Origin of the sequence: Streptomyces sp. NPDC046900 (genome assembly GCF_040644975.1) — a bacterium.
In the GTDB taxonomy this organism is placed as follows: domain Bacteria; phylum Actinomycetota; class Actinomycetes; order Streptomycetales; family Streptomycetaceae; genus Streptomyces.
Window position 1 is genome coordinate 23,819 of the sequence record NZ_JBEYXD010000009.1, and the last position, 26,789, is coordinate 50,607.

Here is a 26,789-nt window from a genome sequence, read left to right on the forward strand (position 1 = left end):
GCCCTGGCAACGGCGAGTCGCGCCTCACGCGACGAGCAATGCCTCCGACGCCACCGGACGGTAACCGGCCGCCTGGAACGCCCGCAGACTGCGGGCGTTCCCCGCCGAGACCTGGGCCCACACCGGCTCGCCTCCGGCCAGCTGCCGCGCCGCCGAGACGAGCGCCCGCCCCAGTCCCCGGTGCCGTACGTCCGCGTCCACCTCGACGGCGACCTCCATGCGCCCCGCGACCCCGCGTCCCAGCACGAGGACACCGCCCGGCGTGGACCACACCCGCACCTCGTCCCGCCGTCTGAGGGAACTGACGACCCGAGGATGGGCGGGATCGTCGATCTCCTTCAGCGTGAGCGGCGGCTCGCCGGGCAGCGGGGAGCCGACCATGAGCACGTCGATCGTGTCGCTCCGGCGCCCCGTCCGTTCCATGAACGCCGCCAGGAACCGTGCGTTCATCGTGGCGGCCAGCGCGTCGCAGTCCGTGCGCTTCAGCGTCTCGCGCACCCACTGCGGATCCTCGTCCGTGAACACGACGGAGTGCGCGGTGAAGGCGATGACCCCCGCGTCCCGGGGGGAGTGCTGGCGTACGACGCTGGTGGCGCCGTCCGCCGGAGGGAAGACGCCCCGTGCCGCCGCCTCCAGAATGTCCCGCAGACTCTCGGACATGGGTCCGTCCCTCCGGCTTGAGTCTCCACCCACTGGAAGGCCCAGACTCGCAGACATGATCGAAAACGGCACCGGCCTGTTCACCATCGGCGAACTGGCCCGGGCCACCGGACTGACCGTCCGCACCATCCGCTACTGGTCGGACGAGGGCGCCCTGCCCCCGGTGGCCCGGTCCCAGGGGGGCTACCGCCTGTACGACGCGGCGTCCGTGGCCCGCCTCGAACTGATCCGCACCCTGCGCGAACTGGGCCTCGGTCTGGACGACGTCCGCCGGGTGCTGGGCGGCGAGACGACCGTCGCCGAGGTGGCGGCGACGCATGTCGCGGCCCTGGACGCGCAGATCCGCGCCCTCAGGGTGACCCGGGCGGTGCTGTCGACCGTGGCGCGACGTGGCTCGAGTACGGAGGAGATGACCCTGATGAACAAACTGGCACGGCTGTCGGCGGCCGAGCGGAAACGGATCATGGAGGAGTTCGTGGAGGAGATGCTCCACGGGCTCGACACCGTCGACCCGGAGATCCGGGAGCGGATGCGGAACACCGCGGCGGACCTGCCGGAGGACCCGACGCCCGAGCAGGTCGACGCCTGGGTCGAGCTGGCCGAGATGATGCAGGACCCCGGGTTCCGGGCCCGGATGCGCAAGGCGGCCGAGTTCAACGCGGCCGACCGGGGGCCCGACGTGCCCGCCGGGGCGTCGATGTGGTTCGCGAGGCGTCTCGTCGACCTGGTGGGGCCGGCGCGCGAGCGCGGGGTGGCGCCCGAGGCGCCCGAGGCCGACGCGGTGCTGCGCGAGCTGCTGGGGGACGCCGACCGGACCGCCGTGCTCGAGCGTATGGAGACGGCCTTCGACGAGCGGGCCGCCCGCTACCGCGAACTGCTGTCCGTCGTGAAAGGACAGCCGGCACCGCCGCACAGGGAGGAGTTCGCCTGGGTGGTCGCGGCACTGAGGGCCCGGGCGGGCGGCTAATCTGACCTCCGTCAGTAGGACGGCCGTACGACGGCCAGTGCACCAAGAAGGGGCGGATCGGTGGCGGACATCGAGGAAGCACGCATGCAGTTCGAGCGGATCGATGCGGACGGTGACGGGTTCATCACCGCCGCCGAGTTCAAGTCCGCCCTGGCCCAGGGCGGTGACTGGAACGTCACCGACACGGTGGCCGAGAGCATCATCAAGACCCGTGACCTCAACGGTGACAAGGTGCTGTCGTTCGACGAGTTCTGGACGTACCTGAGCAAGTGAGCAGGAGCCGAGGGGGCGCCCGCCCGGCAGGGAATGGGCGCCCCCTCGGCGTGCCGCCGTCAGCCGTTCGGCGTATATCCGGAATAGGCCGTCCGGCCCGGGGGTTGGTGCTGCCCGCACACACCGTGCGAGCACACGACCCCCGGAAGGGCGAGGCCAGTCATGAAGATCGGCATCATCGGCGCGGGAAACATCGGCGGCAATCTCACCCGGCGGCTCACCGCCCTCGGCCATGAGGTCTTCGTCGCCAACTCCCGCGGCCCGCACACGCTCACCGCGCTCGCCGAGGAGACGGGCGCGACCCCCGTTCTGGTCGAGGAGGCCGCCCGCGGCGCCGAGGTCGTCGTGATCACGGTCCCGGTGAAGGCGGTCCCGCACCTGCCGTCCGGAGTGCTGGGCGGGGCGGCGGAGGGTGTCGCCGTGATCGACACCGGCAATTACTACCCCCGGGAGCGGGACGGACGGATCCCGGGCATCGAGGACGGGGGTGTCACCGAGAGCCGCTGGACCGAACAGCAGATCGGCCATCCCGTCGTCAAGGCCTTCAACGGCACCTACGCCCAGGACATCCTGGATGGCCCCCGCCCCGCCGGCGACCCCGACCGCATGGCGCTCCCGGTCGCGGGCGACGACGCGGCGGCCAAGCGCCGGGTGCGGGACCTCATCGACGAACTCGGCTTCGACACGGTCGACGCCGGCGGTATCGACGACTCCTGGCGTCAGCAGCCGGGCACCCCGGTCTACGGCCTGCGGGCCGGGACCGACGGGGTCACCAAGGCGCTGGCGGAGGCGGCGCCCGAACGCACGCCGGAGTTCCGCGGCTAGGTCCGGACCGCCTTGGGGGACCGGTGCGGCCCGTCCGGCAGCCGCACGCGCCGCACCGGCCCCGCGACACGTGCGCTCAGGCGCTCCCGGCCCACTCCCGCAGCGCCGTCTTGGTGGTGAAGTTGGCGACGTCCTTGTCGATGGGGTCGGAGGAGTACTGGTGGAAACGCCATGCCGCCTGGATGCGGGGCTTGCCCGCGGTGACGTAGTCGGCGATCCACAGGCCGTCGCCCGCGTACGACGTGGTGTCGACGGTCAGCCAGAAGTTCCGGCTCGTGTACAGGACGACCCGGTTGTCCGGCCGGAGCTGTTTGACCTTGCGGATGAACCGGTCCTTCTCGGCGTTGCTCGCGTGCGTGCCGTCGCCGGTCGTCTCCCAGTCGACGGCCAGCAGGTCGCCGGCCTTCTCCGGGGTCTTGCCGACGAAGTACTCCGCCTGGGCCGTGAGGTTGCCGGGCCACAGGAAGTGGTAGAAGCCGACGACGCAACCGGCGTCCCGGGCGGTCTTCGTCTGGGCGGTGAGTTTCGGGTTCACGTACGAACGCCCCTCCGTCGCCTTGATGAAGACGAAGGAGAGGCCGCTCGTGTCGTATGCGGATGGCTGGTATGCGCTGACGTCGACGCCTCGCAGCATGGGGGCTCCCTGAGTGTGCTGGTGGGGGTACAGGGATGGTTGCCTGTTTCACCTGGCGCGGGTGATATGCCCCAAAAGCGCGAAGGTCAGCCCCGATCGGCCACCGAACCGAGGACGGAGGGCGATGCGGCGGCCCAGTCGGAGGTGATCACGCTGGCGTGGTCGGACGCCAGCAGCCCGAGCCGTGCCGCCACTTCGGCGTCCGTGGGGTTCGTGGACGAGATCGAGGGGGACACGTTCGCCGCGTCCGTCATGATCAGGAAATAGTGACTGGTGTCGTACCAGGACGTGTCATAGCCGTTGTCGACGTACGTCGAGGCGTCCCCGTCGAAGAACACGAACCACGGGCGGATGGACGCGTCGTAGCGGCTGGTGCGCGGGTCGCCCGAGGCGGCGCCGAGCACGGCGGGGAAGGCCTGGGCCTTCGAGATGTTCCCCGCGGCGTACAGGTCGCGCAGGTAGTCGCCGTACTCCCGGTCCGTCCAGTAGTGGTCGAACGGGTTGTTCATCTCGACCGTGCCGGGGATGAGTTCGAAGAGGACCTTGCCCTTGAGGTCGTCCCGGGAGGGCCAGGCGTTCGCCTTCGCGGCCGCGTCGAGCGTCGAGTACGTGGAGCCCAGCAGGTCGGACGGCTTGTAGACGATGCCGCCGAGCTTGGCGGACACCAGTGCGTCGAACTCGTCGGGTCCGAGGCCGCCGTTGTTGTTGAAGCCGTTCTTCATCTCCACCTTGAAGACGATCGGCCGGTGGTCGGGGTGCAGCTGATGCCAGGCGGCGATGTTGTCGAGGCAGCTGCCGAGGTCCTGGTTGCGGCTCTTGCTGTACAGCTCGCCGGGCGTCTTCGCCGCCTCGCAGTTGTTGTCGTTGCCGAACGGATTGCTGTGGCTGACCCGCCAGCGCTTGGTGATGCTGTCGGTGTAGACGTCGAGTTCGAGCAGCGAGGCACCGGAGTCGAGGGCCTGCGCGAAGTAGGTGTACTTGGCCTTGTCGTAGGCGTTGTGCGTTCCGATGGTGGTCGCGTCGGAGAACTTGGGCGCGGCCGCCCGGGCGTTGCCCCCTGCTGCCATCAGCATCGCGGCGGCACCCAGCAGCACCGCCAGCCGCCTTGTCGTCCGCACGTGTCAACTCCCCTTCAAAGGTGCCGAGTTGGCGACAGCCTAGAGAGAGTGGATTACCGTGCGGTAGCCCCGGGGGGAACATCGGCCCCGGGGGTCGTGGCGACCTGCGACCACCCCGGAGTCATGGGTGTGGGAGCCGGCCCGGCCGGATGTCGATCGTGCGGACGCACAGCTGCATCAGGAGGCGATGCCGCGCTTGTCCATGGAGTCCTCGACTATGCGCAGCCCCTCCATGCCCGGCAGCTTCGCGATGTGCGAGTCGATGTCGCGGATGAGTCTGCGGCCCTCGGGGCCTGCGAAGAGGTGGGTCATGACGTACGTGACCTCGCTCTCGGACATGACGCCCGAGCCGACCGGGCCCCAGGCCTTCTCGAGCGCGAACCGGGCGAACACACGGGCCTTCTTGCTCGCCGCGAGCCGTTCACGCGCCTGCGACGCATAGAACGCGACGTGCTTCGTCTCCTGCTGCGCGATCCGCTTCAGCAGCGGTACCAGCACCGGGTGGCTCTCCAGCGCGGCAAGCCGGTGGTACGCCGCGGTCGCCGACCACTCGTTCGCCGCACCCCATGCCATGTGCACGGCGACGAAGTCATGTCCGATGATCCGGCTCATCGCCGTCTGCTTCACCGTCCCCAAACGGTCCCTCCAACCGAGCTTCAGACGCGTCGCCTTGAGCTCGTCGAAGTCGATCCGGACGCCGTGGCGCTCGAGCACGGCCGCGAGCGCTTCGCCGTGCCAGAACTCCTCGCGGTTCCACATCGTCATGAAGGCGCCCACCGCGGGCTCGTTGTGAGACGGGGTCGTCAGCAGATCACGCATGTAGCAGACCGTGTGGTATTCGATGTCGCACATGTAGCGCAGCGTGCGCAGCGTCCCCTCGGGCAGCGGGTTGCGCTCGAACTCGTCGAAGTCGAGGTCGGCCCACTGCACCCCGGTGGAGTTCTTCGTGTACTTGTCTATGTCGAAAGCCATCAGTCACTCTTCTCGTCGGTGCGCGCCGGAGGCGTCACCCGGGCAGCGATGACCTCGCTGCGTACACCCGAACCGCCCCTCTTCCATCGGTGGATGTCCCAGTTCCTCTGGTGCGACTCGCGCGCCAGTTCGGCGTCGGGGTTGATCGCCGAGGGCTTGCCCAGCAGCGACAGCCACGGCAGGTCGGAGTGGCTGTCGCCGTAGCCGTAGGAGGCCGCGAGGTCGTAGCCGCCCTCCTCGGCGTACCGCCGAAGCCACGCGGCCCTCGCCTCGTCGACGAGCGGCGGCTTGGCGAGGTAGCCGGTGAGCACACCGTCCTTCACATGCATGGAGCTCCCGACGACCTCGTCGAACAGGTCGGCGAGCGGAGCGGCGAGCAGGCCGATGGAGCCGGTGACCAGGACGGTGCGGTGACCCGCCGCACGGTGCTCGCGGATGCGCGCCAGGGCCTCCGCGCTCGTGTGCCGCAGCATCGTGTCGGCGTAGCCGCGCCGCACGACCTCCTCGAGACGGGCGACGGGCATACCGTGGTAGCGGCGCAGGAACGCACGGATGAACTCGCCTCGGTCCCGCCTCTCGGCGCGGAGGTAGCCGGGCAGCGACGTGAGCAGGTCCGCGACCTCCTTCGGCCAGGCCGCCTTGCGGAAGCCCGAGGTACGTACCCAGAGGTACTGCTCGACGATGTTGGAGTCGACGACGGTCCGTTCGAGGTCGAAGACGGCGAGCACGTCGGTACGCTGCGGCAGCTCGGGTTTCGGGCGGTTCGCCGGCCGGGCGGTCGTGGCCTTCCGGCGACGGTGGGCCGCTGTCAGCTCGCTCATCGCGGGGAGGTGTACCTTCTGCAGGTACTCCTCCCAGTCGATCCGCTCCACATCGAAGCCACGGTCCTCGCGCGCCTCTGCCGGAAGGGCGTTGTTCAGTGCGCGGGCGTTGCGGTCGTCGAAGATGATCTCGGTCCGCACATACGCGCGGTAGAGGTCGGTGAAGTTGCCGAGGGTGGCGATGCCGGCGCGCAGCTTGGCGTTCTCGGCCGCGAGGGCGCGCTTGCGCTCGTCGTTCGGCATCAGCCGCAGACCGGCGTCCCACAGGTCGGCCTTCTTCTTCGCCAGCAGAAGCCGTCGGTTGAACTTGCGCTCGCCCGCGAACTTCCAGGTCGGTACCTTGACGAAACCGTCGTCCTTGGGCAGCGGGTGCTGCGTGTAGTAGTCGCGTACGTTCTCGTACATGCGGTGGAAGGGCAGCGGATTCGACGCGCCCGAGGCGATGTGGAAGTACGTCGGTTCGTCGACAGGGGCCGGGTTGGCCGCCGCGGCGAGGATGGCGTTGACGACGAAGTCGACGGGGATGACATCGAGGATCGAGTCGGGCAGCCCCGGGAAGTCCGGCAGCTGGCCGCGGCCGTAGGCGAAGATCAGCGGATCGGCGACCTTGAAGCCGTCGATCCAGCCGGGGAACGGATGCTGGAGGGCGCTCTCGATGATCGAGGGCCGGACCACCGAAAGCCTGTGCCCGGCCTCGCCCCAGAGGTCTTCCGCGGCACGTTCCGCGAGTGCCTTCGTCAGTGTGTAGACGTCGGTCCACCCCAGGCTCTGGGCGCGCCGCCGGCCGGCGTCGACGAGGTGGGAACGCACCCACTCGCGCCGCGCGTTCTCGCTCGCGCGGGCCGCCGCGATCGGGCCCTCCTTGCCGTGGTTGCCGCGGGCGCGGGACATGAACCGCTCGAGCTGCGCCGGTTCCCGCGAGGTGAGCTCGGTGCGCTCGTGGGCCTGTGTCGCCGAGGTCCACTCGGCGCGCCAGTCGACGTCGTGCTCGAGCTTGGCCTCGGGCACCACACCGCGACGGAGTCCCCCGACGTAGCAGGTCGACACATGGACGACGTGCGGGTCCGATCCGGAGGCGAGCAGGGCCTGGTAGAGGCTTACGGCGCCGTTGACGTTCGTGTCGAACGCCTCGTGGACGGGCGGGTCGAACGAGACGGTCGAAGCCGAGTGGATGACGACGTCGAGGCGGGAGGGCAGCTCAGGAATGCCGGTCATGCTGCCGTCGAGCACCGTGATCCGCTCACGGACGATGCGCTCGGCCTCCTCGGCCCCCACGGCATCCCGCCAGCGCTCGAACACGGGTTTGCGCAGAAGCCTGCGGAGTCGGTCCTGCCCGGTCTGTCTGCCCTTCCCGCGCACGAGGAGCGAGATGTGGGTGGCGGGGTGATCGGTGAGCAGCCGCTCGAGCACGGCTTGCCCGACGAAGCCGGTCGCGCCGGTGAGCAGGACGTGCGCGCTGCCGAGTTCGGTCTTCGCGCTGTGCGGCATCACGGAAGGAGCCTCGATTCCACGGTGGATGCGACACCGGGACCGATGCCGGGGAGCGTGGCGACCATCGCGCGGATACGGCCCGCCTCGGCCCGTCCGCTCTGGTCGCCGAAGACATGGCGTTCGAAGAAGGTGCGCTCGTGCTTGGCGCGATCGACCGAGCCGAGCGGCCAGGCGGAGTGCCGGAGGGCGCGGCGGGTGATGCGCTGGGCGCGGACCGAGTTCCCGAGCCGCCGCCGCGACTCCTCGGCGAGGAAGCGGATGTGGCGCAGTTTGATCTCCACCAGGGGGTTGAGGATCGACGCCACGGCGGGGGACACCCCGGCCAGACGCCGGTAAGCCGCCTGTGTGATCCATTCGTCCACGAGGCTCGTCGTCACGTGTGCGGCGACGATCTGCGTACCGGTGACGGTGGCGATGAGGGAGTGACGGATCGGGCCACGGCGCTCGCGGCGCTCCGCCAGTACCCACCGTGCCGGGCCGGCGCTCGAAGGGAGGCCGCGGGCGGCGGCAGAAGCATCCAGGACGGCATCGAGGGCGTCGGCGATCCAGAATCTCTCGAACATCCACGTGGTGAGGAACGCGGTGACCCGGGCGTCCTTGTGTGTCGCCGTCACGAGGAGGTCGCGCACGCGGTGCAACGTCGCACGTTCCATGTCACGCAGCGCGCGAACGAGCCGGACGGATTCGGCGTCGAGCGGCTCTTCGACGAGCGACCCGAGGTCGAGCGTTCCGCGGTGGCTGCCGTGTGCCGTACGGGCGAACTCACGCACGTCGAAGCCCGCTGTCTCGGGCGGCGCGGTCGTTGCTTCGTCGTTTGGGTTCATGCACGGACTTTCTGGGGCCGGAGCCGGGGCGGGTAACTCTGCAGAGGCCCCGGAACGTGCGAAAAGCCGTCGGGGCTGTCACCTGAGACCGGGCAACCGGCGCATGTGTGACACGCGGCCTGATTCCGCATGGAGGCGGATGGGGAGAACTGCGCACTTTCGGCGGGACAACACACGTCGGCACAGCGCGCGATGAGGGCCTGTGGTCATAGGTCGATTCCTGAGTCCGCACGAGCATGTGCGGAAGCTCGTGTCACAGGTTCGATGCGTGCCCGGTCTAAGGGGACGAGCCGAGAAAAGAAGGGTGTGTCATGCGCGAGGAGTCAGCCATCGGCTGCTGCACGACCGCAGCAATTCACCTGGGTCGGCTCGCCGGGCATCGAACGCGGAAGCTTTCTGGGATCTTCCTGTCCGCGCGCAGAAGCGGTTTGTTAACCAGGCGGCTCGGAAAGGCGGTGTCGGGCTCGACAGCGTGACCCGCTCGCCACCCCATGTAATAGCTACGAGCGGGGAGTTCGAATGTCGAGCAGATGCCGTATGAAACTATGCTGAGCCGTCCGGGAGTGGCACTTGTCACCGGTGCCACGTCGGGTATCGGAGCAGCGTTCGCGCACGCTCTGGCAGACCGTGGATGGGACCTTGTCCTGGTGGCGCGCGACAGGGAGCGGCTCGACCGGACGGCGGTCGAGCTGGAATCCCGGGGCCGTGCCGTCGAGGTGCTGCCCGCCGACCTGTCCGATCGCGCCGATGTCGAGCGTGTCGCCGCCCGGCTGGAGGACCCCGCCCGTCCGGTGGACATGCTCGTGAACAACGCCGGTTTCGGCGTGCACGCACCGATCACCTCGGCCGACACCGCTCCGCATGACCGGGCGATCGAGGTCATGGGGCGCGCGGTGCTGGTGCTCGCCGGCGCCGCTGGGCGGTCCATGCGCGAACGCGGGCACGGCGCGATCGTCAATGTGTCGAGCACGGCTGGGTTCGTCACGATGGGGAGCTATTCGGCCGTCAAGGCCTTCGCCACCTCGCTCACCGAGGGACTGGCGAACGAGCTGCATGGAACGGGCGTCACCGTGACGGCACTTTGTCCGGGCTGGGTCCGCACGGAATTCCACGAGCGGGCCGGAATCCGGTCGTCGAGCATTCCGGACTTCCTCTGGCTCGACCCCGAGCGACTCGTCGAAACGAGTCTGCGCGACGTGCGGCGCGGACGGGTGATCTCCATGCCGAGCTTTCGGTACCGGCTGCTCATCTGGTTCACGCGTCATCTTCCGCGCCGCACGGTGCGGTGGATCTCGCGACGGATCTCGGCCGGCCGCAACGACAGTCCCACTCACTGAAAGAAGCAGTGCGGGCGAGCCCGCACCGGAAGGAAGCGGATGCCCGCGACGATGCGCGACCGTTTCACCTCACGCTCGCACGCTGCGGCGCGTTTCGTCGCGCAGCGGGGGCTGCTGAAGCCCGTCGTCTGGAGCGTGACCAGCGTCACGGTACTTGGGCGCGAGCGCCTGGAGAACGTCGACGACACGTATGTCGTCGTCGCCAATCACGCCTCGCACCTCGACACGCCCCTCATCATGGGCGCGCTGCCCCGCCGACTCGCGCGCTACCTCGCGGTGGGAGCCGCCGCCGACTATTTCTTCGACGTGTGGCGGCGGCGAGGCCTCACGGCACTCTTCTTCAACGCCTTCCCGGTCGACCGCACCGGAATGAACGCGCGCAGAGTGAGCGCCAAGTCGTTGCTGAACCGGGGAGTGCCGCTCCTGATCTTTCCCGAGGGCACCCGCTCGCGCGACGGATCGCTCGGGGCGTTCAAGCCGGGGGCGGCGGCGCTCGCCTCGTCGGTCGAGGTGCCGGTGCTCCCCGTCGCGGTCATCGGCGCGCATGCGGCGCATCCCCGCGGATCGAATTGGCCCCAACCGGGCCGCCTGCCGGTCGGGGTTGTCTTCGGCGAACCGCTCACTGCCCTTCCCGGAGAGTCGGTGAGCGAGTTCACCGAACGCATCCGCTCGGCGATCGTCGCTCTGGCCGAGGAGAACTCCGAGCGCATCCTCGGCGCGCATGCCACCTCACGTCGTCATACCTGAAGGAGACCGTCCGTGACCGAACCCACCAGCCGCACCGACGCGATGCGCACCGGTGATGTGAAACACATGAAGTGGTGGGGCTGGGGCGTAGAAGGCGTCGGCTTCCATCACGAGGACAAGCCCGGTTTCGCGCCGTTCGTCCAGAAGGCCGTCGGTCTCGATCTCTGGAGGGTCGAGCCCACCGAACGGCCCGACTTCTCCGAGTTGAAGGTGCCGGCCTCGACGGCACCGGAGGAGTTCCTCACGGTCCTGAGCGGCATCGTCGGAGCCGGGAACGTCGTTGTCGACGACCTGTCCCGGGTCGTTCACACGTACGGCAAGAGCCTGCGTGACCTGGTTCGCATCCGGTCCGGCGAGATCGCGCGCAGTCCCGATGTGATCGTCTACCCGGCCGACGAGGCGGAGGTGCAAAGCGTCGTCGAGGCGGCCGTCGAGGCGGACGCCGTGATCATCCCCTTTGGGGGCGGCAGCAATATCGCGGGCAGCCTCGAGCCGCACCCGGACGAGTCGCGGGTGGTCGTCTCACTCGACCTCGGCCGCCTGGGCCGGGTGCTGGAGATCGACGCCGACGCCGGACTGGCGCGCATCCAGGCCGGGGCGCTGGGCCCTGATCTTGAGGCTCAACTCAACCGGGACGGCTGGACGATGGGGCACTTCCCCGACTCGTTCACCCACTCGACGCTCGGCGGGTGGGTCGCCACGCGCTCGTCCGGCATGCAGTCGGACAAGTACGGCGACATCGCGGACATCGTCAAGGGGCTGCGTGTCGTGCGGGCCGGCGGCGCCCTCGTGATCCGTGCTGTTCCGAGTGCGTCGACCGGGCCGAGCGTGCGGGAGATGGTGGTGGGCTCGGAGGGGCGGCTCGGCGTCATCACCGAGGTCACGGTGCAGGTGCACCGGCTCCCCGAGAGGCGTGGCATCTACGCCTACTTCTTCAAGAACCTCGACCACGGCCTCGCCGCGATGCAGGAGATCGCCGAGAGTGACGTCTCGCCGTCGGTCACCCGTGTTTCGGACGCCCACGAGACGGGCTTCTCCCTGGCGACGAGCAAGGAGTCGAAGGGCATCCAGAAGATGGCACAGGCAGGCCTCATGGCGTATCTCAAGAGGCGTGGCTGGGACCTCGACGAGATGTGCCTCTCCTTCATCGGTTTCGAGGGCGGCGAGGCGTACGCGAAGCGGCAGAAGTCGCTCGTCGACCGGATCGTACGCAAGCATCACGGCATCGGCGTCGGCAAGGGACCCGGTGCGCTCTACGACCAGAAGAAGTTCGACACGCCGTACATCCGCGACTTCCTGCTCGACCGCGGTGCAGCAGGCGACGTGAGCGAGACCGCTGGTCCGTGGTCGAAGCTGCGTGGCATCCACGCGGCGGTCTACGAGGCGGCCGACCGCGCCTACGAGGAGATCGGCCGCAAGGGCTGGACGATGTCGCACATGTCGCACTCGTACCACTCCGGAGCCTGTCTCTACTTCACCTTCGCCTTCGTGTTCGGTGACGACCCTCTCGGCGAGTACGACACGGTCAAGCGCGCCATCCAGCAGGCGTTCGTCGATGCCGGCGGCACCATCTCGCACCACCACGGGGTGGGCCTGGAGCACGCGCCGTGGCTGGAGGAGGACATCTCGCCTCAGGGCGTCGCGGTCATGTCGGGCCTCTTCGGCGCTGCCGACCCGGGCGGCAACTTCAACCCGCGCAAGATCGTGGTCTGAGCGCGGCGTCCCATGGCCCGCGTGCCTGGGCGGTGCGCGGGCATCGGCGCGGCCACGCCACGACCGGGGCGCCGAGATACTCGTCCTCCTCGCGGACGGGGACGGCCTTGGGCGTCGGCGGACCACTGAGTGGCGTCGTAGGGGCCCGGTCGAGCCGCCGCACGGGAGGTCGCCGGATCAGGGCCCGTCCCCTCAGCACTCGATGATGTTGACCGCCAGTCCGCCGCGCGCCGTCTCCTTGTACTTCACGCTCATGTCCGCGCCGGTCTCCTTCATGGTCTTGATGACCTTGTCCAGGGAGACCTTGTGGGTGCCGTCGCCGCGCATCGCCATACGGGCCGCCGTGACGGCCTTGACCGCCGCCATACCGTTGCGCTCGATGCACGGGATCTGCACCAGACCGCCGACCGGGTCGCAGGTCAGGCCGAGGTTGTGCTCCATGCCGATCTCGGCCGCGTTCTCCACCTGCTCGGGGGTGCCGCCCAGCACCTCCGCCAGCGCGCCCGCCGCCATCGAGCAGGCCGAGCCGACCTCGCCCTGGCAGCCGACCTCCGCGCCCGAGATCGAGGCGTTCTCCTTGAAGAGCATGCCGATGGCGCCGGCCGCGAGCAGGAAGCGCACGACCCCCTCCTCGTCGGCGCCCGGCACGAAGTTGATGTAGTAGTGCAGGACCGCCGGGATGATCCCCGCCGCCCCGTTCGTCGGGGCGGTCACCACCCTTCCGCCGGCCGCGTTCTCCTCGTTCACCGCCATCGCGTAGAGGGTGATCCACTCCATCGCGCGGGACACCGGGTCGCCCTCGGCGCGCAGCTGGCGCGCGGTGACGGCGGCGCGGCGGCGCACCCTGAGGCCACCGGGCAGGATGCCCTCGCGGGACAAGCCGCGCGACACGCACGCCTGCATGACCCGCCAGATGTCGAGCAGCCCCGACCGGATCTCCTCCTCCGTGCGCCAGGCCCGCTCGTTCTCCAGCATCAGCGAGGAGATGGACAGGCCCGTCTCCTTGGTCAGGCGCAGCAGCTCGTCGCCGGTGCGGAAGGGGTACTTCAGCACCGTGTCGTCCAGCTTGATGCGGTCCGCGCCCACCGCGTCCTCGTCGACGACGAAGCCGCCGCCCACGGAGTAGTACGTCTTCGCCAGCAGCTCGGCTCCCGAGGCGCCGTACGCCCACAGCGTCATGCCGTTCGCGTGGTACGGGAGCGTCTCGCGCCGGTGCAGGATCAGGTCGTCGTCGAAGGAGAACGCGATCTCGTGCTCGCCGAGCAGCCGGATCCGGCCGGAGGTCTTGATGTCCTCCACCCGCTGGTCGGCGGTCTCCACGTCCACGGTGCGCGGCGAGGCGCCCTCCAGGCCGAGCAGCACCGCCTTCGGCGTGCCGTGGCCGTGGCCGGTGGCGCCGAGGGAGCCGTACAGCTCCGCGCGTATGGACGCGGCCGAGTCCAGGAGGCCCTCATTGCGCAGCCGGTGGGCGAACATGCGCGCCGCGCGCATCGGGCCGACCGTGTGGGAGCTCGACGGGCCGATGCCGATCGAGAACAGGTCGAAGACCGAGATGGCCACGGTGTCTCCTCAGTACGGGGGTGGTGCGGGGGCCGGCCGGGCACCGGGCACACGTCCAGTGTGCGCGGTGCCCGACCGGAGTGACTTACTTGGTGAGACCCGGGTACAGCGGGTGCTTCTCGGCCAGGGCCTTCACCCGGGCCTTGAGCGCCTCGGCGTCGTAGGACGGCTTCAGCGTCTCGGCGATGACATCAGCGACCTCGGCGAAGTCCTCGGTCGTGAAGCCGCGGGTCGCCAGGGCGGGCGTGCCGATGCGCAGACCCGAGGTGACCATCGGCGGGCGCGGGTCGTTCGGGACCGCGTTGCGGTTGACCGTGATGCCGACCTCGTGGAGGCGGTCCTCGGCCTGCTGCCCGTCCAGCTCGGAGTCGCGCAGATCGACCAGCACGAGATGCACGTCCGTGCCGCCGGACAGAACGGAGACACCGTGCTCCCGGACGTCGTCCCTGACCAGGCGCTCGGCGAGGATCCGCGCGCCGTCGAGGGTGCGCCGCTGCCGCTCCTTGAAGTCCTCGGAGGCCGCGACCTTGAAGGCGACCGCCTTGGCCGCGACCACGTGCTCCAGCGGACCGCCCTGCTGACCCGGGAAGACCGCGGAGTTGATCTTCTTGGCGAGCTCGGCCGTCGACAGGATCACGCCACCGCGCGGACCGCCCAGCGTCTTGTGGGTCGTGGTGGTGACCACATGGGCGTGCGGCACCGGGTTCGGGTGCAGCCCCGCCGCCACCAGACCGGCGAAGTGCGCCATGTCGACCATGAGGTACGCGCCGACCTCGTCCGCGATCCGCCGGAACGCGGCGAAGTCCAGCTGACGCGGGTAGGCGGACCAGCCCGCCACGATCAGCTTCGGCCGGGTCTCCTTGGCCAGCCGCTCCACCTCGTCCATGTCGACGAGACCGTCGGCACCGACGTGGTAGGGGACCACGTTGTAGAGCTTGCCGGAGAAGTTGATCTTCATTCCGTGGGTCAGGTGCCCGCCGTGCGCGAGGTTCAGACCCATGATCGTGTCGCCGGGCTGCAGCAGCGCGAACATCGCGGAGGCGTTGGCCTGCGCGCCCGAGTGCGGCTGCACATTGGCGTGCTCGGCGCCGAAGAGCTCCTTGACGCGGTCGATGGCGATCTGCTCGACCACGTCGACGTGCTCACAGCCGCCGTAGTAGCGGCGGCCCGGGTAGCCCTCGGCGTACTTGTTGGTGAGGACCGAGCCCTGCGCCTCCATGACCGCCACCGGGGCGAAGTTCTCGGAGGCGATCATCTCGAGGGTGGACTGCTGGCGGTGCAGTTCGGCGTCGACGGCGGCCGCGACGTCCGGGTCGAGCTCGTGCAGCGGGGTGTTCAGAACAGACATGTGTGCGGGTGACTCCTCAGCCGGCGATGTGGGTGTCGTACTCATCGGCGGAGAGCAGGTCGGCCGGCTCCTCCGTGACGCGCACCTTGAACAGCCAGCCGCCCTCGAAGGGGGCGGAGTTCACCAGCGACGGGTCGTTCACCACGTCCTCGTTGACCTCCGTCACCTCGCCGCTGACCGGCGAGTAGAGGTCGCTCACCGACTTGGTCGACTCCAGCTCACCGCAGGTGTCACCCGCGGTCACCGAGTCTCCGACCTCCGGGAGCTGGACGAACACGACATCGCCGAGCGCGTTGGCGGCATGCTCCGTGATGCCGATCGTCGAGACGCCGTCCTCGGCGGCCGACAGCCACTCGTGCTCCTTGCTGTAACGCAGCTGCTGGGGATTGCTCATGGCCTGAATTCTCCTGTACGCGGGGAGTGGTGGTGAAAGGGGGACTGCTGGAGACGTGTGTGACCAGGGTCTACGGGTGGGATGCCACGCCCGCCCCTGGCCCAGTCTCTACTTCTGGCGCTTGTAGAACGGCAGCGCCACGACCTCGTACGGCTCATGGCTGCCCCGGATGTCCACCCCGACCCCGGGCGTGCCCGGCGCGGAGTGCACGGCGTCGACGTAGGCGATCGCGATCGGCTTGCCCAGCGTGGGGGAGGGCGCGCCGGAGGTGACCTCACCGATCACCTCGCCGCCGGAGACGACCGCGTACCCGGCGCGCGGGACGCGACGGCCCTCGGCGACCAGCCCTACGAGGACCCGCGGCGGGTTCTGCTCCGCGCGCTCCGCGGCCTCGTGCAGCGCGGCGCGCCCCACGAAGTCGCCCTCCTTCTCGAACTTCACCACGCGGCCGAGACCGGCGTCGAAGGGGGTCAGGGAGGTGGTCAGCTCGTGCCCGTACAGCGGCATGCCCGCCTCCAGGCGCAGCGTGTCCCGGCAGGACAGCCCGCAGGGGATGAGGCCGACGGGCGCGCCCGCCTCGGTCAGCGCCTGCCACAGCTTCTCGGCGTGCTCGGGGGCGACGAACAGCTCGAAGCCGTCCTCGCCGGTGTAGCCGGTGCGCGCGATCAGCGCCGGGACGCCGGCGACCGTGCCGGGCAGACCCGCGTAGTACTTGAGGCCGTCGAGGTCGGCGTCGGTGAGGGACTTCAGGATGCCGGGCGACTCGGGGCCCTGGACGGCGAGCAGCGCGTAGGCGTCGCGGTCGTCGCGCACCTCGGCGTCGAAGCCGGCGGCGCGCTCCACGAGCGCGTCCAGCACCACCTGGGCGTTGGAGGCGTTGGCGACGACCATGTACTCCTGCTCACCGAGCCGGTACACGATCAGGTCGTCGAGGATGCCGCCGTCCTCCTGGCAGATCATGGTGTAGCGGGCCCGGCCGACGCCGACGGAGGAGATGTTGCCGACCAGGGCGTGGTCGAGGAGCCGGTTGGCCTGGGGCCCGGTCACGGTGATCTCGCCCATGTGCGAGAGGTCGAAGAGGCCCGCCTTCGTCCGGACGGCGATGTGCTCGTCGCGCTCGGATCCGTACCGCAGGGGCATGTCCCAGCCGGCGAAGTCGGTCATCGTCGCGCCGAGCTCACGATGCCGGGCATCGAGGGCGGTGCGGCGCAGGGGGCTGCTGCTCATCGGTTGTGCTCCCAAGGCGATGGGGGTCCCCCGGCGCGAGCGAAGCCGAGCGTGGGGGAGGGCGAGGTCGTTCCTCCCCATCTGTCATCGGAACCTGAGAGGTTCGCCATGACTCCCGCGGCGGGTCGTCACGGCTTGCACCTTGGGTGGAGCCGTCCGAAGCGGCTCGCTTTCCAGATGTGCCTCGCCCGCGCGGTATCGGGGCCTGAGAGATTCAAGGGAGGGACTTGCTCCTTCGGCGCCCGGACGGACGTACGGCGGACGTACGCGTACCCGGGACTCTCCCGCGCGGATTCAAGCGGCCGGTATGCAGTTGGCGCGCACATCATTGCACGCATCGACGGATGGTGGCAGGGCAGCATCCGGAACCGGCCTGTGGCGGTACGCGAACGAAATCGCGAGACGCGGACATTACCTTCTCTTTACACTCTGTGGGGAGTGACTCCTGACCAAGGGAGGGCGATGACAGTGGACAGGCCCACGGCGTATGCCACGACCTCGGGCATCGCGGTGCCCGGCCAGCCCGACACCCCGGCGCGGGAGGCCCGCGGACCCCGGCGGAAGGCCGTGGTCCGGGATCTGCGCGCCTGCGCGGGGCGCAGCCCGCACGGGCTCACCTTCTCGGCGGGCGACCTCGTCGTCGTCACCGGTCTGCCCGGCAGCGGCAAGTCCACGCTGATGCGGCGCGCCGTGCGGGGCGTGCGGGTCGACTCCCAGGACACCCGCGACCGCTGGGACACGCGCGTGGCCCGCTTCCTGCCGTACGGGGTCTACCGTCCCCTGGTCCGTCTCGCCCACTACGCGGGTCTGCGCCGCGCCCTGCGCGCGGGCACCGGGGTCGTCGTGCACGACTGCGGCACCCAGGCCTGGGTGCGCGGCTGGCTGGCCCGGGAGGCCCGGCGCCGCGGCGGCACACTCCATCTGCTCCTGCTCGACGTCCCCCCGGACACGGCCCTTGCGGGACAGTACGAGCGCGGCCGAGGTGTCTCGCGGCACGCGTTCGTCAAGCACCGCCGGGCCACCCGCCGCCTGCTGCGCGCCGTCGAGCAGGGCCGGCTGCCCGAGGGCTGCGGCTCGGTGGTGCTGCTCGACCGGGACGCGGCGGACGTCCTGCGCCGCATCGACTTCGCGGCCTGACCGCCCCCGCACCCCTGGCGCTAGCCTTTGGGACCACAGCAGCGGTTCTGAGCAGGCGGTAGAACAGATGGACTTCCCGGCGGATCTCCCCGCGGACTTTCCCCCACAGGCGCACCCCCATCCGCACGGCGGATGGCCGGGCAACGAACTGGAGGAGGTGCTCTCCGCCTCGCTCGGCGTGCCCTCGGCCGGCGGCCGGATCATCGAGGTCCTCGGCCGCAGCTTCGTCTGGGTGCCGCTGCCCAATGACGGCGGACCGCACAGCGGCCCCCTCGACCTCCCCACCCTTCAGATCGAGGGCCAGGCCTACGTCCCGGTCTTCAGTTCGGAGGAGCAGTTCCGCCAAGTCGTCGGCAATCACATGTCGTACACGATCGCGCCCGCCGTCGAGTTCGCCCGCGGCCTGCCCCCGCAGGTCGGTATCGCGGTCAACCCGGACGGAGTGGTCGGTGTACCGCTGCCGCCCGACGCGGTGGCCGAGCTGTGCCGCACCGGGCGCACCCCGCTCGACGGGCTGGTGAGCGGCGGCCGTGTCCGGCTCTTCGAGCCCGACTGGCAGGACGAGCCGGTGGACTTCCTCGCCGCCGCCTCGGCCGAGTTCGCGGCGACCGGCGCGGTGCTCACCGCGCGGCGCTGTCTGGCCGCGATCGAGACCGCCGATCCCGTGATGTTCATAGGCGTCGAGCTCGCCTCCTGGGAGGCCGACGCACGCAGCCTCGTGCTGGACGCGCTAGGCCGAGCGCTCGGCAAGGTGCCGGTCAGGACCCCGGTGAACATGGTGTTCCTGGACGTGGCCCAGGATCCGGTGGGGGACTGGATGCGGGAGCGGGTGCGCCCCTTCTACCAGCATGGACTGTGAACCGTCCGCAGGCTCGGCGCGCGACGCCGGACCGAAGTGGGGTGGCGCGCGTCAAGTTGCTGTCAGTATGGCGCCTTAACCTGGTTTCATGGCCGCAGCGGGAGTGGCCCGCGTCCGGCCGGGGCCGGCCCGCGGCGACGCCGCAGGAGGATGCGGTCTCCCCGGGGCAAGGGAGAATGACCCGGTCGGGGCGGTGCGGCTGGAATCCGCCCGCGCCGCAGCGGAGAGATCCGTCGGGGTCGGCAGGTTCGTGGTGAAGGGGCGGTAGAGGGTGAGCGCGTCGGGCACGGCCGCGGCCGGGCAGGTCGAGCACATGCTGCGCCAGGTGACGCCCGGGCGTTACGACGCCTACGAGGCGCTCCTTCACGCGCTCGCAACCCCCGCTTCCGGACAGGTCTGGATGCTGCTCTGGCACGGCCAGGCGGGCTCGCCCGACGCCCAGTACGGGAACATGGAGGTGGCCGGCCACGGCTACGCGCCCTGCGTCACCTCCGCCCAGGAACTCTCGGCCAGCGGCTGGAACCGCTCGTACGAGGTGGTCGACGGCCTCGACGTCGCCCGCACCCTCTACCCGGACCACTACGGCCTGTGGCTCAACCCCCACGCGCCGGGCGGCGGTGTCGGCATCCCCTGGCTCGATCTGCGCCGCATCGCCACAGGTCTCGAACGCCAGCCCGCGGGGCCGCTGAGGCTGTCCGAACCGGCCTTGGAGATCCCGCAGTTCTACGCCCTCCTCACGCAGAACGCCCACCGTACGGCCGCGGTCCGCTCGCTGCGCCGGGCCTGGGTGCAGCCCGCCCACGGCGCTCCGTACCTGGTGATCGGCCTGGACGTGTACGACACCTCGCCGCCCGCCGTCGACTCGGTGCGCGCGATGATGCAGCAGTCCGTCGCGGCCGTGCCCGAGGGACTGCCCGTGTCGACCGTCGCGATGTCCGACGAGTACGACCCGGTCGTGATGTGGCTGCGCGCGGGCACCCGCCCGTTCTACGACCGCGAGGCCCACGCGGTCCAGGCCCCGGCCGTGGGCGGCTACGGCTATCCGCCGGCCCGCGGGGCCTACTGAGTTCGGCACCCCGGCCGTCCGCGGCCGGTTCTCCGCCACGGGCACGTCTTCGCGCGTAGAACAGGGCGGACGATCACGCTTTGGTGTGCTGTGTGGCAATTGAGGCGCGTCCGACGCCCGTTACCCGCTGTCCGGATAACGGAACCCCCCAGACCTCATCACGTTTACGCATCCATTTACCGCCAAGTCTGGCAAGTGATCGCCGAAGCGTTGAAGACTCCCGCTTCAAGGGGTTCGCCCCTGTGTACGACGGACTGTTTCATGCCGCCACAGCGGCAAGCGCGGGCCGGTCACCGCCGGTTGAGAGGGGTCCCTGCCAGATGACGGCACCATTGCACGAGCCGACCGCGGAAGCGGCCCCAAGTGCTGCCGAAGAAGCGGCGGTTGCCAGAGCCGACGCGAAGGCCGTACAGGGGCGTTCCCTGGGCCGGATCGCATGGGAGCGACTGAAGAGGGACAAGCTCGCCCTCACCGGCGGGATAGTCGTGCTCGTCCTCATCCTGGTCGCCGTGCTCGCGCCGGTGATCACCAGCCTGGTCGGGCAGGATCCGGACGCCTACCACGAGAACCTGATCGACCCGCTGTTCGGTACTCCCACGGGCTCCCTGGGCGGCATCAGCGGCGACCACCTGCTGGGCGTCGAGCCGGTCAACGGCCGCGACATCTTCGCGCGCATCCTCTACGGCGCCCAGATCTCCCTCCTGGTCGGCTTCCTGTCGGCCGTGGTCGCCGTGGTCCTGGGCACCGTCCTCGGCATCCTGGCCGGCTTCTTCGGCGGCTGGGTCGACTCCCTGATCAGCCGCGTCATGGACGGTCTGCTCGCCTTCCCGCAGCTGCTGTTCACCATCGCCCTGGTCTCCGTCATGCCGAACGACATGCTGGGCCTGTCCGGCTCCAGCGTGCGCGTGCTGGTGATGATCGTGGTCATCGGCTTCTTCGGCTGGCCCTACATCGGACGCGTGGTGCGCGGCCAGACCCTCTCGCTGCGCGAGCGCGAATACGTCGAGGCCGCCCGATCGCTGGGCGCCGGGCGCTTGTACATCCTGTTCAAGGAACTGCTGCCCAACCTCGTCGCCCCGATCATCGTGTACACGACGATGATGATCCCCACCAACATCCTCACCGAGGCGGCGCTCAGCTTCCTGGGCGTGGGCGTCAAGCCGCCCACGGCCTCATGGGGGCAGATGCTCTCCAGCGCGATCGACTACTACGAGTCGGACCCCATGTACATGGTGGTCCCGGGTGTAGCGATCTTCATCACTGTTCTCGCCTTCAACCTCTTCGGCGACGGCGTGCGGGATGCGCTGGACCCGAAGGGCTCCCGCTGAACTGCCGTACCCCAAGCGTCCCGTGCCACTGACACGGGGTCTCTCATCTAAACCGGAGGATCCGAGATCGTGACTACCCAACGCACCTCAGGGCGGCGGAAGCAGGCGTTGGCCGCTGCTGCTGCGGTCGCCGCGCTGCTGACCACGGCGGCGTGCGGCGGCGGTGGCGCTGACGACAACAAGGGCTCGAAGACCGGTGCCGCCGGCTTCGACGCGGCCAACAACAAGGTCGCGCAGGCCTCCCTTGTCAAGAAGGGCGGCACGCTGCGGTTCGGTGGCGCCCAGGACGCCGACTCGTGGGACACCACGCGTGGCTACTACGGCTTCATGTGGGACTTCGCGCGCTACTACAGCCGCCAGCTCGTCACGACCAAGGCCGAGCCGGGCAAGGCCGGCGCCCAGCTGACCCCGGACCTCGCCACCGGGCTTGCCAAGGTCTCCGACGGTGGCAAGACCTACACGTACACGCTGCGTGACGGCGTGACGTGGGAGGACGGCAAGGCGATCACCTCCAAGGACGTCAAGTACGGCATCGAGCGCGTGTGGGCGCAGGACGTGCTGTCCGGTGGTCCGACGTACCTGAAGGACGTCCTCGACCCCAAGGGCGAGTACAAGGGCCCCTACAAGGACACGGCCAAGGACAAGCTGGGTCTGAAGGCGATCGACACGCCGGACGACAAGACCATCGTCTTCCACCTCCCGAAGGCCAACTCGGACTTCGAGGACATGCTGGCCCTGGTCTCGGCCTCCCCGGTCCGCCAGGACATGGACACCAAGTCCAAGTACGGTCTGCACCCCTTCTCCTCCGGCCCGTACAAGTTCCAGTCGTACAGCCCGGGCAAGGACCTGACCCTGGTCCGCAACGACCAGTGGAAGCAGGCGTCGGACCCGGTCCGCAAGGCCTACCCGGACAAGATCACCGTCCAGTTCTTCTCGGACGCCAACCAGCTCGACCAGCGTCTGCTCAACGGTGACCTGGACCTGGACATCAACCAGACCGGCATGTCGCCGCAGGGCCGCACCACCGCCCTGAAGGAGCACAAGGCCAACCTGGACAACCCGGTCTCCGGCTACATCCGTTACGCGGTCTTCCCGCAGAGCGTGAAGCCGTTCGACAACATCGAGTGCCGCAAGGCCGTCATCCTCGGCGCCGACCACGTGTCGATCCAGACCGCTCGTGGTGGCCCGATCGCCGGTGGCGACATCGGCACCAACATGCTCCCGCCGTCCGTCCCGGGCGCCGAGGGCCAGAAGTACGACCCGTTCGAGATCGCCGGCGCGAACAAGAACGGCAACGAGGCCAAGGCCAAGGAGGCCCTGAAGGCCTGCGGCAAGCCGAACGGCTTCTCCACCACCATCGCCGTCCGCAACAACAAGCCGGTCGAGGTGGCCACCGCCCAGTCCCTGCAGGCGTCGCTGAAGAAGATCGGCATCAACGCGCAGATCGACCAGTACGACGGCTCGCAGACCACCGGCATCATCGGCAGCCCCTCGAACGTGCAGAAGAAGGGCTACGGCATCATCATCATGGGCTGGGGCCCGGACTTCCCGTCCGTCCAGGGCTTCGGTCTGCCGCTGTGGGACAGCAAGTACATCCTGCAGAGCGGTAACAACAACTACGCGCTGATCAAGGACAAGGCGATCGACGGCCTGTTCGACGACTACGTCAACACGCTGGACGACGCCGGCAAGACCAAGATCGCCACGGAGATCAACCACAAGGTCATGGAGGGCGGCTACTACATGCCCTTCACCTTCGAGAAGTTCATCAACTGGCGCGGGGACAACCTGGCGAACGTGTACACGACCGACGGCTACAGCGGCACGTACGACTTCGTCAACCTCGGCCTGAAGTCCGCGAAGTAGAACCGGCACACCCGCCGTACGGCACGAAAGGCAGGTGAAGGCCGGCGACGCGTGATCGCGGGCCACCGGAAGACCTCCGGTGGCCCGTGGTCCGCGGCGGGCCGAGAGCTGTGCTCGCTTACCTCATCAGGCGGCTGTTCGCCGCCGCAGTGATGCTCGTGGTCATCATCATGGTGGTCTTCGGCATCTTCTTCCTCGTCCCCAAGTGGGCGGGCGTGGACATCGCCACGAGCTTCGTGGGCAAGCAGGCCGACCCGGCCGCCGTCGAAGCGGTGCGTGTGAAGCTGGGGCTCTCAGACCCGATCTACGTTCAGGTCTGGGAGTTCTTCAAGGGCATCTTCGCGGGCCGCACGTACGCGGCCGGCGGTGACGTCACCCACTGTGCCGCGCCGTGCTTCGGCTACTCCTTCCGCAGCGAGCAGGCCGTCTGGCCGGTGCTGACCGACCGCTTCCCGGTGACCCTGGGCCTGGCGCTCGGTGCCGCCGTGCTGTGGCTGGTCTTCGGTGTCGCGGCGGGTGTGCTCTCCGCGCTCAAGCGCGGCAGCATCTGGGACCGCGGCGCGATGGTCGTCGCGCTGTCGGGTGTCTCCCTCCCGATCTACTTCACGGGCATGCTCTCGCTGGCGATCTTCGCCTTCGGGCTCCACTGGATCGACGCCAAGTACGTGCCGCTGGATCAGAGTTTCAGCGGCTGGCTGGGCGGCATGATCCTCCCGTGGATCACCCTCGCGTTCCTGTACGCGGCGATGTACGCCCGTATCACCCGCGCCACCATGCTGGAGATCCTCGGTGAGGACTACATCCGCACGGCGCGCGCGAAGGGCCTCAAGGAGCAGGCCGTCATCGGCAAGCACGCCATGCGCTCCACGATGACGCCCATCCTGACCATGCTCGGCATGGACCTCGGCGCCCTCATCGGCGGCGCGATCCTGACGGAGTCGACCTTCAACCTTCCCGGCCTCGGCCGCGCGGTGCTCGACGCCATCAAGAACCAGGACCTGCCCATCATCCTGGGCGTCACCCTGATCACTTCTCTCGCGGTGCTGATCGCCAACCTCGTGGTGGACATCCTGTACGCCGTGATCGACCCCCGAGTGAGGCTCTCATGACCGAACTCAGCAAGACCGGAGCTGCCGTGGGCGAGCCCACCTCCGCCTCGTCCGCCCCGACCTCCTTCCTGGAAGTGCGCGACCTGAAGGTGCACTTCCCGACCGACGACGGTCTGGTCAAGTCCGTCGACGGCCTCAGCTTCAAGCTGGAGAAGGGCAAGACCCTCGGCATCGTGGGCGAGTCGGGTTCGGGCAAGTCGGTGACCTCGCTCGGCATCATGGGCCTGCACACCGCCGGCCAGTACGGCAAGCGCAAGGCCCAGATCTCCGGCGAGATCTGGCTGAACGGCACCGAGCTGCTGTCCGCCGACCCCGACCACGTGCGCAAGCTGCGTGGCCGTGACATGGCGATGATCTTCCAGGACCCGCTGTCCGCGCTGCACCCGTACTACACGATCGGGCAGCAGATCGTGGAGGCGTACCGGATCCACCACGACGTCGACAAGAAGACCGCCCGCAAGCGGGCGATCGAGATGCTCGACCGGGTGGGCATCCCGCAGCCGGACAAGCGGGTGGACGGCTACCCGCACGAGTTCTCCGGCGGTATGCGCCAGCGCGCGATGATCGCGATGGCGCTGGTCAACAACCCCGAACTGCTCATCGCGGACGAGCCGACGACCGCCCTGGACGTGACCGTCCAGGCGCAGATCCTCGACCTGATCCGCGATCTGCAGAAGGAGTTCGGCTCCGCGGTCATCATCATCACCCACGACCTGGGCGTCGTCGCCGAGCTGGCCGACGACCTCCTGGTGATGTACGGCGGCCGCTGTGTGGAGCGCGGTCCGGCCGAGAAGGTGTTCTACGAGCCCCGGCACCCCTACACCTGGGGTCTGCTCGGCTCGATGCCGCGTCTGGACCGCGAGCAGCAGGACCGCCTGATCCCGGTCAAGGGCTCCCCGCCCTCGCTGATCAACGTCCCGTCCGGCTGTGCCTTCAACCCGCGCTGCCCGTACGCCGACATCCCGAAGGACAACGTCACCCGCACGGTCCGCCCCGAGCTGACCGAGGTCGGCAGCCAGCACTGGGCCGCCTGCCACATGACGCAGGAGCAGCGGGAGCGTATCTGGATCGAAGAGATTGCGCCGAAGCTGTGAGCGAGAACCCCAAGGACGCAGCGGTGACCATTCCCGCGCAGAGCGATGGTGCCACCCTCACCAAGGACGCCGCTCCCGGCGAGACCCTGCTGAAGGTGACCGGGCTCCAGAAGCACTTCCCGATCCGCAAGGGCCTGCTCCAGCGGCAGGCCGGCGCGGTGCGCGCCGTCGACGGCCTCGACTTCGAGGTCAAGGCCGGCGAGACGCTCGGTGTCGTGGGCGAGTCGGGCTGCGGCAAGTCGACGATGGGCCGGCTGATCACCCGGCTGCTCGAACCGACGGCCGGCACGGTCGAGTTCCAGGGCAAGGACATCACCCACCTCGGCGTGGGCGGTATGCGTCCGCTGCGCCGTGATGTGCAGATGATCTTCCAGGACCCGTACTCGTCGCTGAACCCGCGCCACACCATCGGCACGATCATCGGTGCTCCCTTCAAGCTCCAGGGCGTCGTGCCCGAGGGCGGCATCAAGAAGGAAGTCCAGCGGCTGCTGTCGGTCGTGGGTCTCAACCCCGAGCACTACAACCGCTACCCGCACGAGTTCTCCGGCGGCCAGCGCCAGCGCATCGGTATCGCCCGCGCGCTCGCGCTCAACCCGAAGCTGGTCGTGGCGGACGAGCCGGTGTCCGCTCTGGACGTGTCGATCCAGGCGCAGGTCGTGAACCTGCTGGACGACCTCCAGGAGGAGCTCGGCCTGACGTACGTGATCATCGCGCACGACCTCTCGGTCGTCCGGCACGTCTCGGACCGGATCGCGGTGATGTACCTCGGCAAGATCGTGGAGCTGGCGGACCGCGAATCGCTGTACAAGGCGCCGATGCACCCGTACACCAAGGCGCTGATGTCGGCGGTTCCGGTCCCGGACCCGAGGCGCAAGAACGCCAAGAGCGAGCGCATCCTGCTCAAGGGCGACGTTCCCTCGCCGATCGCGCCGCCGAGCGGCTGCCGTTTCCACACGCGGTGCTGGAAGGCGACGGAGATCTGCCGGACGACCGAGCCGCAGCTCATCGAGCTGAAGCCGGGGCAGCGAGTGGCCTGCCACCACCCGGAGAACTTCGAGGACCAGGCCCCGCAGGACACGGTGCTGCTGTCGGCCGCGAAGGAAGCGGCCGAGCTGGTGGCCGACGAGGTCCTGGCGGAGTCCGCTGCGACATCGGCGGCGGTGGCGGCGGAGGTGGAGGCTGCGGCCGCCGCGGAGACGGCGACCGACACCGAGACCGCGGCTGACACGGAGACCGCGGCCGGCACGGCCTCGGACACCGAGGAGCCGGCCGAGACGCCCGCTGAGGCTGCTTCCGAGGAGACCGCCTCCGAGGAGTCGGAAACCGACGGCACGAAGTAAAAGACATTCGCTCACGCGTATGCCCCGGAAACCGCAGGACTGGTTTCCGGGGCATACGTGTCGAGAAGTCGATCCGGGG

At 69.3% G+C, this 26,789-nt stretch carries 23 protein-coding genes, 1 pseudogene and 1 riboswitch; of the genes and pseudogenes, 14 read left to right on the forward strand and 10 right to left on the reverse strand.

Annotation, left to right across the window (positions count from 1 at the left end):
• Positions 1–24: 24 nt before the first annotated feature.
• Positions 25–660, reverse strand: coding sequence for a GNAT family N-acetyltransferase (locus ABZ904_RS11765; protein WP_359395077.1), 636 nt, complete (start codon positions 658–660; stop codon positions 25–27).
• Positions 661–715: 55 nt separating this feature from the next.
• On the opposite strand from ABZ904_RS11765, the gene ABZ904_RS11770 reads away from it, so the two are divergent.
• From ABZ904_RS11770 to ABZ904_RS11780, 3 genes and pseudogenes are all read left to right on the forward strand, one after another.
• Entirely contained in the window at positions 716–1,627 is a 912-nt protein-coding gene (locus tag ABZ904_RS11770) for a MerR family transcriptional regulator (protein WP_361822716.1), read from the forward strand.
• Positions 1,628–1,687: 60 nt separating this feature from the next.
• Entirely contained in the window at positions 1,688–1,900 is a 213-nt protein-coding gene (locus ABZ904_RS11775) for an EF-hand domain-containing protein (protein WP_360997828.1), read from the forward strand.
• 147 nt (positions 1,901–2,047) lie between these two features.
• Positions 2,048–2,725, forward strand: a pseudogene (locus ABZ904_RS11780) (NAD(P)-binding domain-containing protein); the annotation flags it as partial.
• Between the two features lie 76 nt (positions 2,726–2,801).
• Here the strand turns inward: ABZ904_RS11780 and ABZ904_RS11785 are convergent.
• The 5 genes from ABZ904_RS11785 to ABZ904_RS11805 all read right to left on the reverse strand — a co-directional run bounded on the left by ABZ904_RS11785 (position 2,802) and on the right by ABZ904_RS11805 (position 8,585).
• Positions 2,802–3,359, reverse strand: a complete 558-nt coding sequence (locus ABZ904_RS11785) for a glycoside hydrolase family 25 protein (RefSeq protein ID WP_361822719.1) — start codon at positions 3,357–3,359, stop codon at positions 2,802–2,804.
• Between the two features lie 86 nt (positions 3,360–3,445).
• A complete protein-coding gene (locus ABZ904_RS11790) occupies positions 3,446–4,477 on the reverse strand; it encodes a phosphatidylinositol-specific phospholipase C domain-containing protein (protein ID WP_361822722.1) in 1,032 nt (343 codons plus the stop codon).
• A 177-nt stretch (positions 4,478–4,654) separates the two neighbouring features.
• Positions 4,655–5,449: a ferritin-like domain-containing protein gene (locus ABZ904_RS11795; RefSeq protein ID WP_361822724.1), complete on the reverse strand. Its 795-nt coding sequence runs from the start codon at positions 5,447–5,449 to the stop codon at positions 4,655–4,657.
• Complete coding sequence (locus tag ABZ904_RS11800; RefSeq protein ID WP_361822870.1) at positions 5,449–7,758, reverse strand: HAD-IB family hydrolase; 2,310 nt, start codon at positions 7,756–7,758, stop codon at positions 5,449–5,451. Before ABZ904_RS11800 ends, ABZ904_RS11795 begins: the two co-directional genes overlap by 1 nt.
• The gene (locus ABZ904_RS11805; RefSeq protein WP_361822727.1) at positions 7,758–8,585 is read right to left on the reverse strand and encodes a hypothetical protein; all 828 of its coding nucleotides are present in this window, start codon (positions 8,583–8,585) and stop codon (positions 7,758–7,760) included. Before ABZ904_RS11805 ends, ABZ904_RS11800 begins: the two co-directional genes overlap by 1 nt.
• 545 nt (positions 8,586–9,130) lie before the next feature.
• Between ABZ904_RS11805 and ABZ904_RS11810 the strand changes: the two genes are divergently transcribed.
• Genes ABZ904_RS11810 through ABZ904_RS11820 form a run of 3 tightly spaced genes read left to right on the forward strand, consistent with a single transcriptional unit; the run spans position 9,131 to position 12,382 of the window.
• Positions 9,131–9,922 (forward strand): SDR family oxidoreductase, encoded by a 792-nt coding sequence (locus ABZ904_RS11810; protein ID WP_361822871.1) that lies wholly within the window; start codon positions 9,131–9,133, stop codon positions 9,920–9,922.
• A gap of 39 nt (positions 9,923–9,961) precedes the next feature.
• On the forward strand, positions 9,962–10,669 hold the full coding sequence (locus tag ABZ904_RS11815) for a lysophospholipid acyltransferase family protein (protein WP_360997817.1): 708 nt from the start codon (positions 9,962–9,964) through the stop codon (positions 10,667–10,669).
• A gap of 12 nt (positions 10,670–10,681) precedes the next feature.
• Positions 10,682–12,382: an FAD-binding oxidoreductase gene (locus ABZ904_RS11820; protein WP_361822730.1), complete on the forward strand. Its 1,701-nt coding sequence runs from the start codon at positions 10,682–10,684 to the stop codon at positions 12,380–12,382.
• A 192-nt stretch (positions 12,383–12,574) separates the two neighbouring features.
• Here ABZ904_RS11820 and ABZ904_RS11825 read toward each other — a convergent pair whose 3' ends face one another.
• The 4 genes from ABZ904_RS11825 to gcvT form a co-directional block, all read right to left on the reverse strand.
• Positions 12,575–13,942 (reverse strand): L-serine ammonia-lyase, encoded by a 1,368-nt coding sequence (locus ABZ904_RS11825; protein WP_360997814.1) that lies wholly within the window; start codon positions 13,940–13,942, stop codon positions 12,575–12,577.
• An 85-nt stretch (positions 13,943–14,027) separates the two neighbouring features.
• Complete coding sequence (glyA, locus tag ABZ904_RS11830) at positions 14,028–15,290, reverse strand: serine hydroxymethyltransferase (protein WP_359395053.1); 1,263 nt, start codon at positions 15,288–15,290, stop codon at positions 14,028–14,030.
• A gap of 16 nt (positions 15,291–15,306) precedes the next feature.
• On the reverse strand, positions 15,307–15,684 hold the full coding sequence (gene gcvH / locus ABZ904_RS11835) for a glycine cleavage system protein GcvH (RefSeq protein WP_359395051.1): 378 nt from the start codon (positions 15,682–15,684) through the stop codon (positions 15,307–15,309).
• A gap of 108 nt (positions 15,685–15,792) precedes the next feature.
• Complete coding sequence (gene gcvT, locus ABZ904_RS11840) at positions 15,793–16,911, reverse strand: glycine cleavage system aminomethyltransferase GcvT (RefSeq protein WP_359395048.1); 1,119 nt, start codon at positions 16,909–16,911, stop codon at positions 15,793–15,795.
• Between the two features lie 183 nt (positions 16,912–17,094).
• Positions 17,095–17,208: riboswitch (glycine riboswitch) on the reverse strand.
• A gap of 165 nt (positions 17,209–17,373) precedes the next feature.
• Here gcvT and ABZ904_RS11845 point away from each other — a divergent pair.
• The 8 genes from ABZ904_RS11845 (at position 17,374) to ABZ904_RS11880 (ending at position 26,710) form a co-directional block, all read left to right on the forward strand.
• Positions 17,374–18,048 carry an AAA family ATPase gene (locus ABZ904_RS11845; protein WP_361822735.1) on the forward strand — a complete coding sequence of 225 codons (675 nt, stop codon included), beginning with the start codon at positions 17,374–17,376 and terminating at the stop codon, positions 18,046–18,048.
• Between the two features lie 67 nt (positions 18,049–18,115).
• Positions 18,116–18,907, forward strand: coding sequence for an enhanced serine sensitivity protein SseB (locus ABZ904_RS11850; protein ID WP_359395043.1), 792 nt, complete (start codon positions 18,116–18,118; stop codon positions 18,905–18,907).
• A 271-nt stretch (positions 18,908–19,178) separates the two neighbouring features.
• Positions 19,179–19,973, forward strand: a complete 795-nt coding sequence (locus ABZ904_RS11855) for an enhanced serine sensitivity protein SseB C-terminal domain-containing protein (RefSeq protein WP_361822738.1) — start codon at positions 19,179–19,181, stop codon at positions 19,971–19,973.
• Positions 19,974–20,293: 320 nt separating this feature from the next.
• Positions 20,294–21,301, forward strand: a complete 1,008-nt coding sequence (locus tag ABZ904_RS11860) for an ABC transporter permease (RefSeq protein ID WP_360997802.1) — start codon at positions 20,294–20,296, stop codon at positions 21,299–21,301.
• Between the two features lie 69 nt (positions 21,302–21,370).
• Positions 21,371–23,167 (forward strand): ABC transporter substrate-binding protein, encoded by a 1,797-nt coding sequence (locus ABZ904_RS11865; RefSeq protein ID WP_361822742.1) that lies wholly within the window; start codon positions 21,371–21,373, stop codon positions 23,165–23,167.
• 110 nt (positions 23,168–23,277) lie between these two features.
• Positions 23,278–24,276, forward strand: coding sequence for an ABC transporter permease (locus ABZ904_RS11870; RefSeq protein ID WP_361822745.1), 999 nt, complete (start codon positions 23,278–23,280; stop codon positions 24,274–24,276).
• Positions 24,273–25,370, forward strand: a complete 1,098-nt coding sequence (locus ABZ904_RS11875) for an ABC transporter ATP-binding protein (protein ID WP_361822748.1) — start codon at positions 24,273–24,275, stop codon at positions 25,368–25,370. The genes ABZ904_RS11870 and ABZ904_RS11875 overlap by 4 nt, the downstream gene beginning before the upstream one ends.
• Positions 25,367–26,710, forward strand: a complete 1,344-nt coding sequence (locus ABZ904_RS11880) for a dipeptide ABC transporter ATP-binding protein (RefSeq protein ID WP_360997794.1) — start codon at positions 25,367–25,369, stop codon at positions 26,708–26,710. The genes ABZ904_RS11875 and ABZ904_RS11880 overlap by 4 nt, the downstream gene beginning before the upstream one ends.
• The last annotated feature ends 79 nt before the right edge of the window (positions 26,711–26,789 follow it).

What these genes read in the sequence shown, in the direction of transcription:
- ABZ904_RS11765 (WP_359395077.1), bottom strand. Translation starts at nt 660, where the DNA reads ATGTCCGAGAGTCTGCGGGACATTCTGGAGGCGGCGGCACGGGGCGTC.
- ABZ904_RS11770 (WP_361822716.1), top strand. Translation starts at nt 716, where the DNA reads ATGATCGAAAACGGCACCGGCCTGTTCACCATCGGCGAACTGGCCCGG.
- ABZ904_RS11785 (WP_361822719.1), bottom strand. Translation starts at nt 3,359, where the DNA reads ATGCTGCGAGGCGTCGACGTCAGCGCATACCAGCCATCCGCATACGAC.
- ABZ904_RS11795 (WP_361822724.1), bottom strand. Translation starts at nt 5,449, where the DNA reads ATGGCTTTCGACATAGACAAGTACACGAAGAACTCCACCGGGGTGCAG.
- ABZ904_RS11800 (WP_361822870.1), bottom strand. Translation starts at nt 7,758, where the DNA reads ATGCCGCACAGCGCGAAGACCGAACTCGGCAGCGCGCACGTCCTGCTC.
- ABZ904_RS11805 (WP_361822727.1), bottom strand. Translation starts at nt 8,585, where the DNA reads ATGAACCCAAACGACGAAGCAACGACCGCGCCGCCCGAGACAGCGGGC.
- ABZ904_RS11810 (WP_361822871.1), top strand. Translation starts at nt 9,131, where the DNA reads ATGCTGAGCCGTCCGGGAGTGGCACTTGTCACCGGTGCCACGTCGGGT.
- ABZ904_RS11815 (WP_360997817.1), top strand. Translation starts at nt 9,962, where the DNA reads ATGCCCGCGACGATGCGCGACCGTTTCACCTCACGCTCGCACGCTGCG.
- glyA (WP_359395053.1), bottom strand. Translation starts at nt 15,290, where the DNA reads ATGTCTGTTCTGAACACCCCGCTGCACGAGCTCGACCCGGACGTCGCG.
- gcvH (WP_359395051.1), bottom strand. Translation starts at nt 15,684, where the DNA reads ATGAGCAATCCCCAGCAGCTGCGTTACAGCAAGGAGCACGAGTGGCTG.
- gcvT (WP_359395048.1), bottom strand. Translation starts at nt 16,911, where the DNA reads ATGAGCAGCAGCCCCCTGCGCCGCACCGCCCTCGATGCCCGGCATCGT.
- ABZ904_RS11845 (WP_361822735.1), top strand. Translation starts at nt 17,374, where the DNA reads ATGACAGTGGACAGGCCCACGGCGTATGCCACGACCTCGGGCATCGCG.
- ABZ904_RS11850 (WP_359395043.1), top strand. Translation starts at nt 18,116, where the DNA reads ATGGACTTCCCGGCGGATCTCCCCGCGGACTTTCCCCCACAGGCGCAC.
- ABZ904_RS11860 (WP_360997802.1), top strand. Translation starts at nt 20,294, where the DNA reads ATGACGGCACCATTGCACGAGCCGACCGCGGAAGCGGCCCCAAGTGCT.
- ABZ904_RS11875 (WP_361822748.1), top strand. Translation starts at nt 24,273, where the DNA reads ATGACCGAACTCAGCAAGACCGGAGCTGCCGTGGGCGAGCCCACCTCC.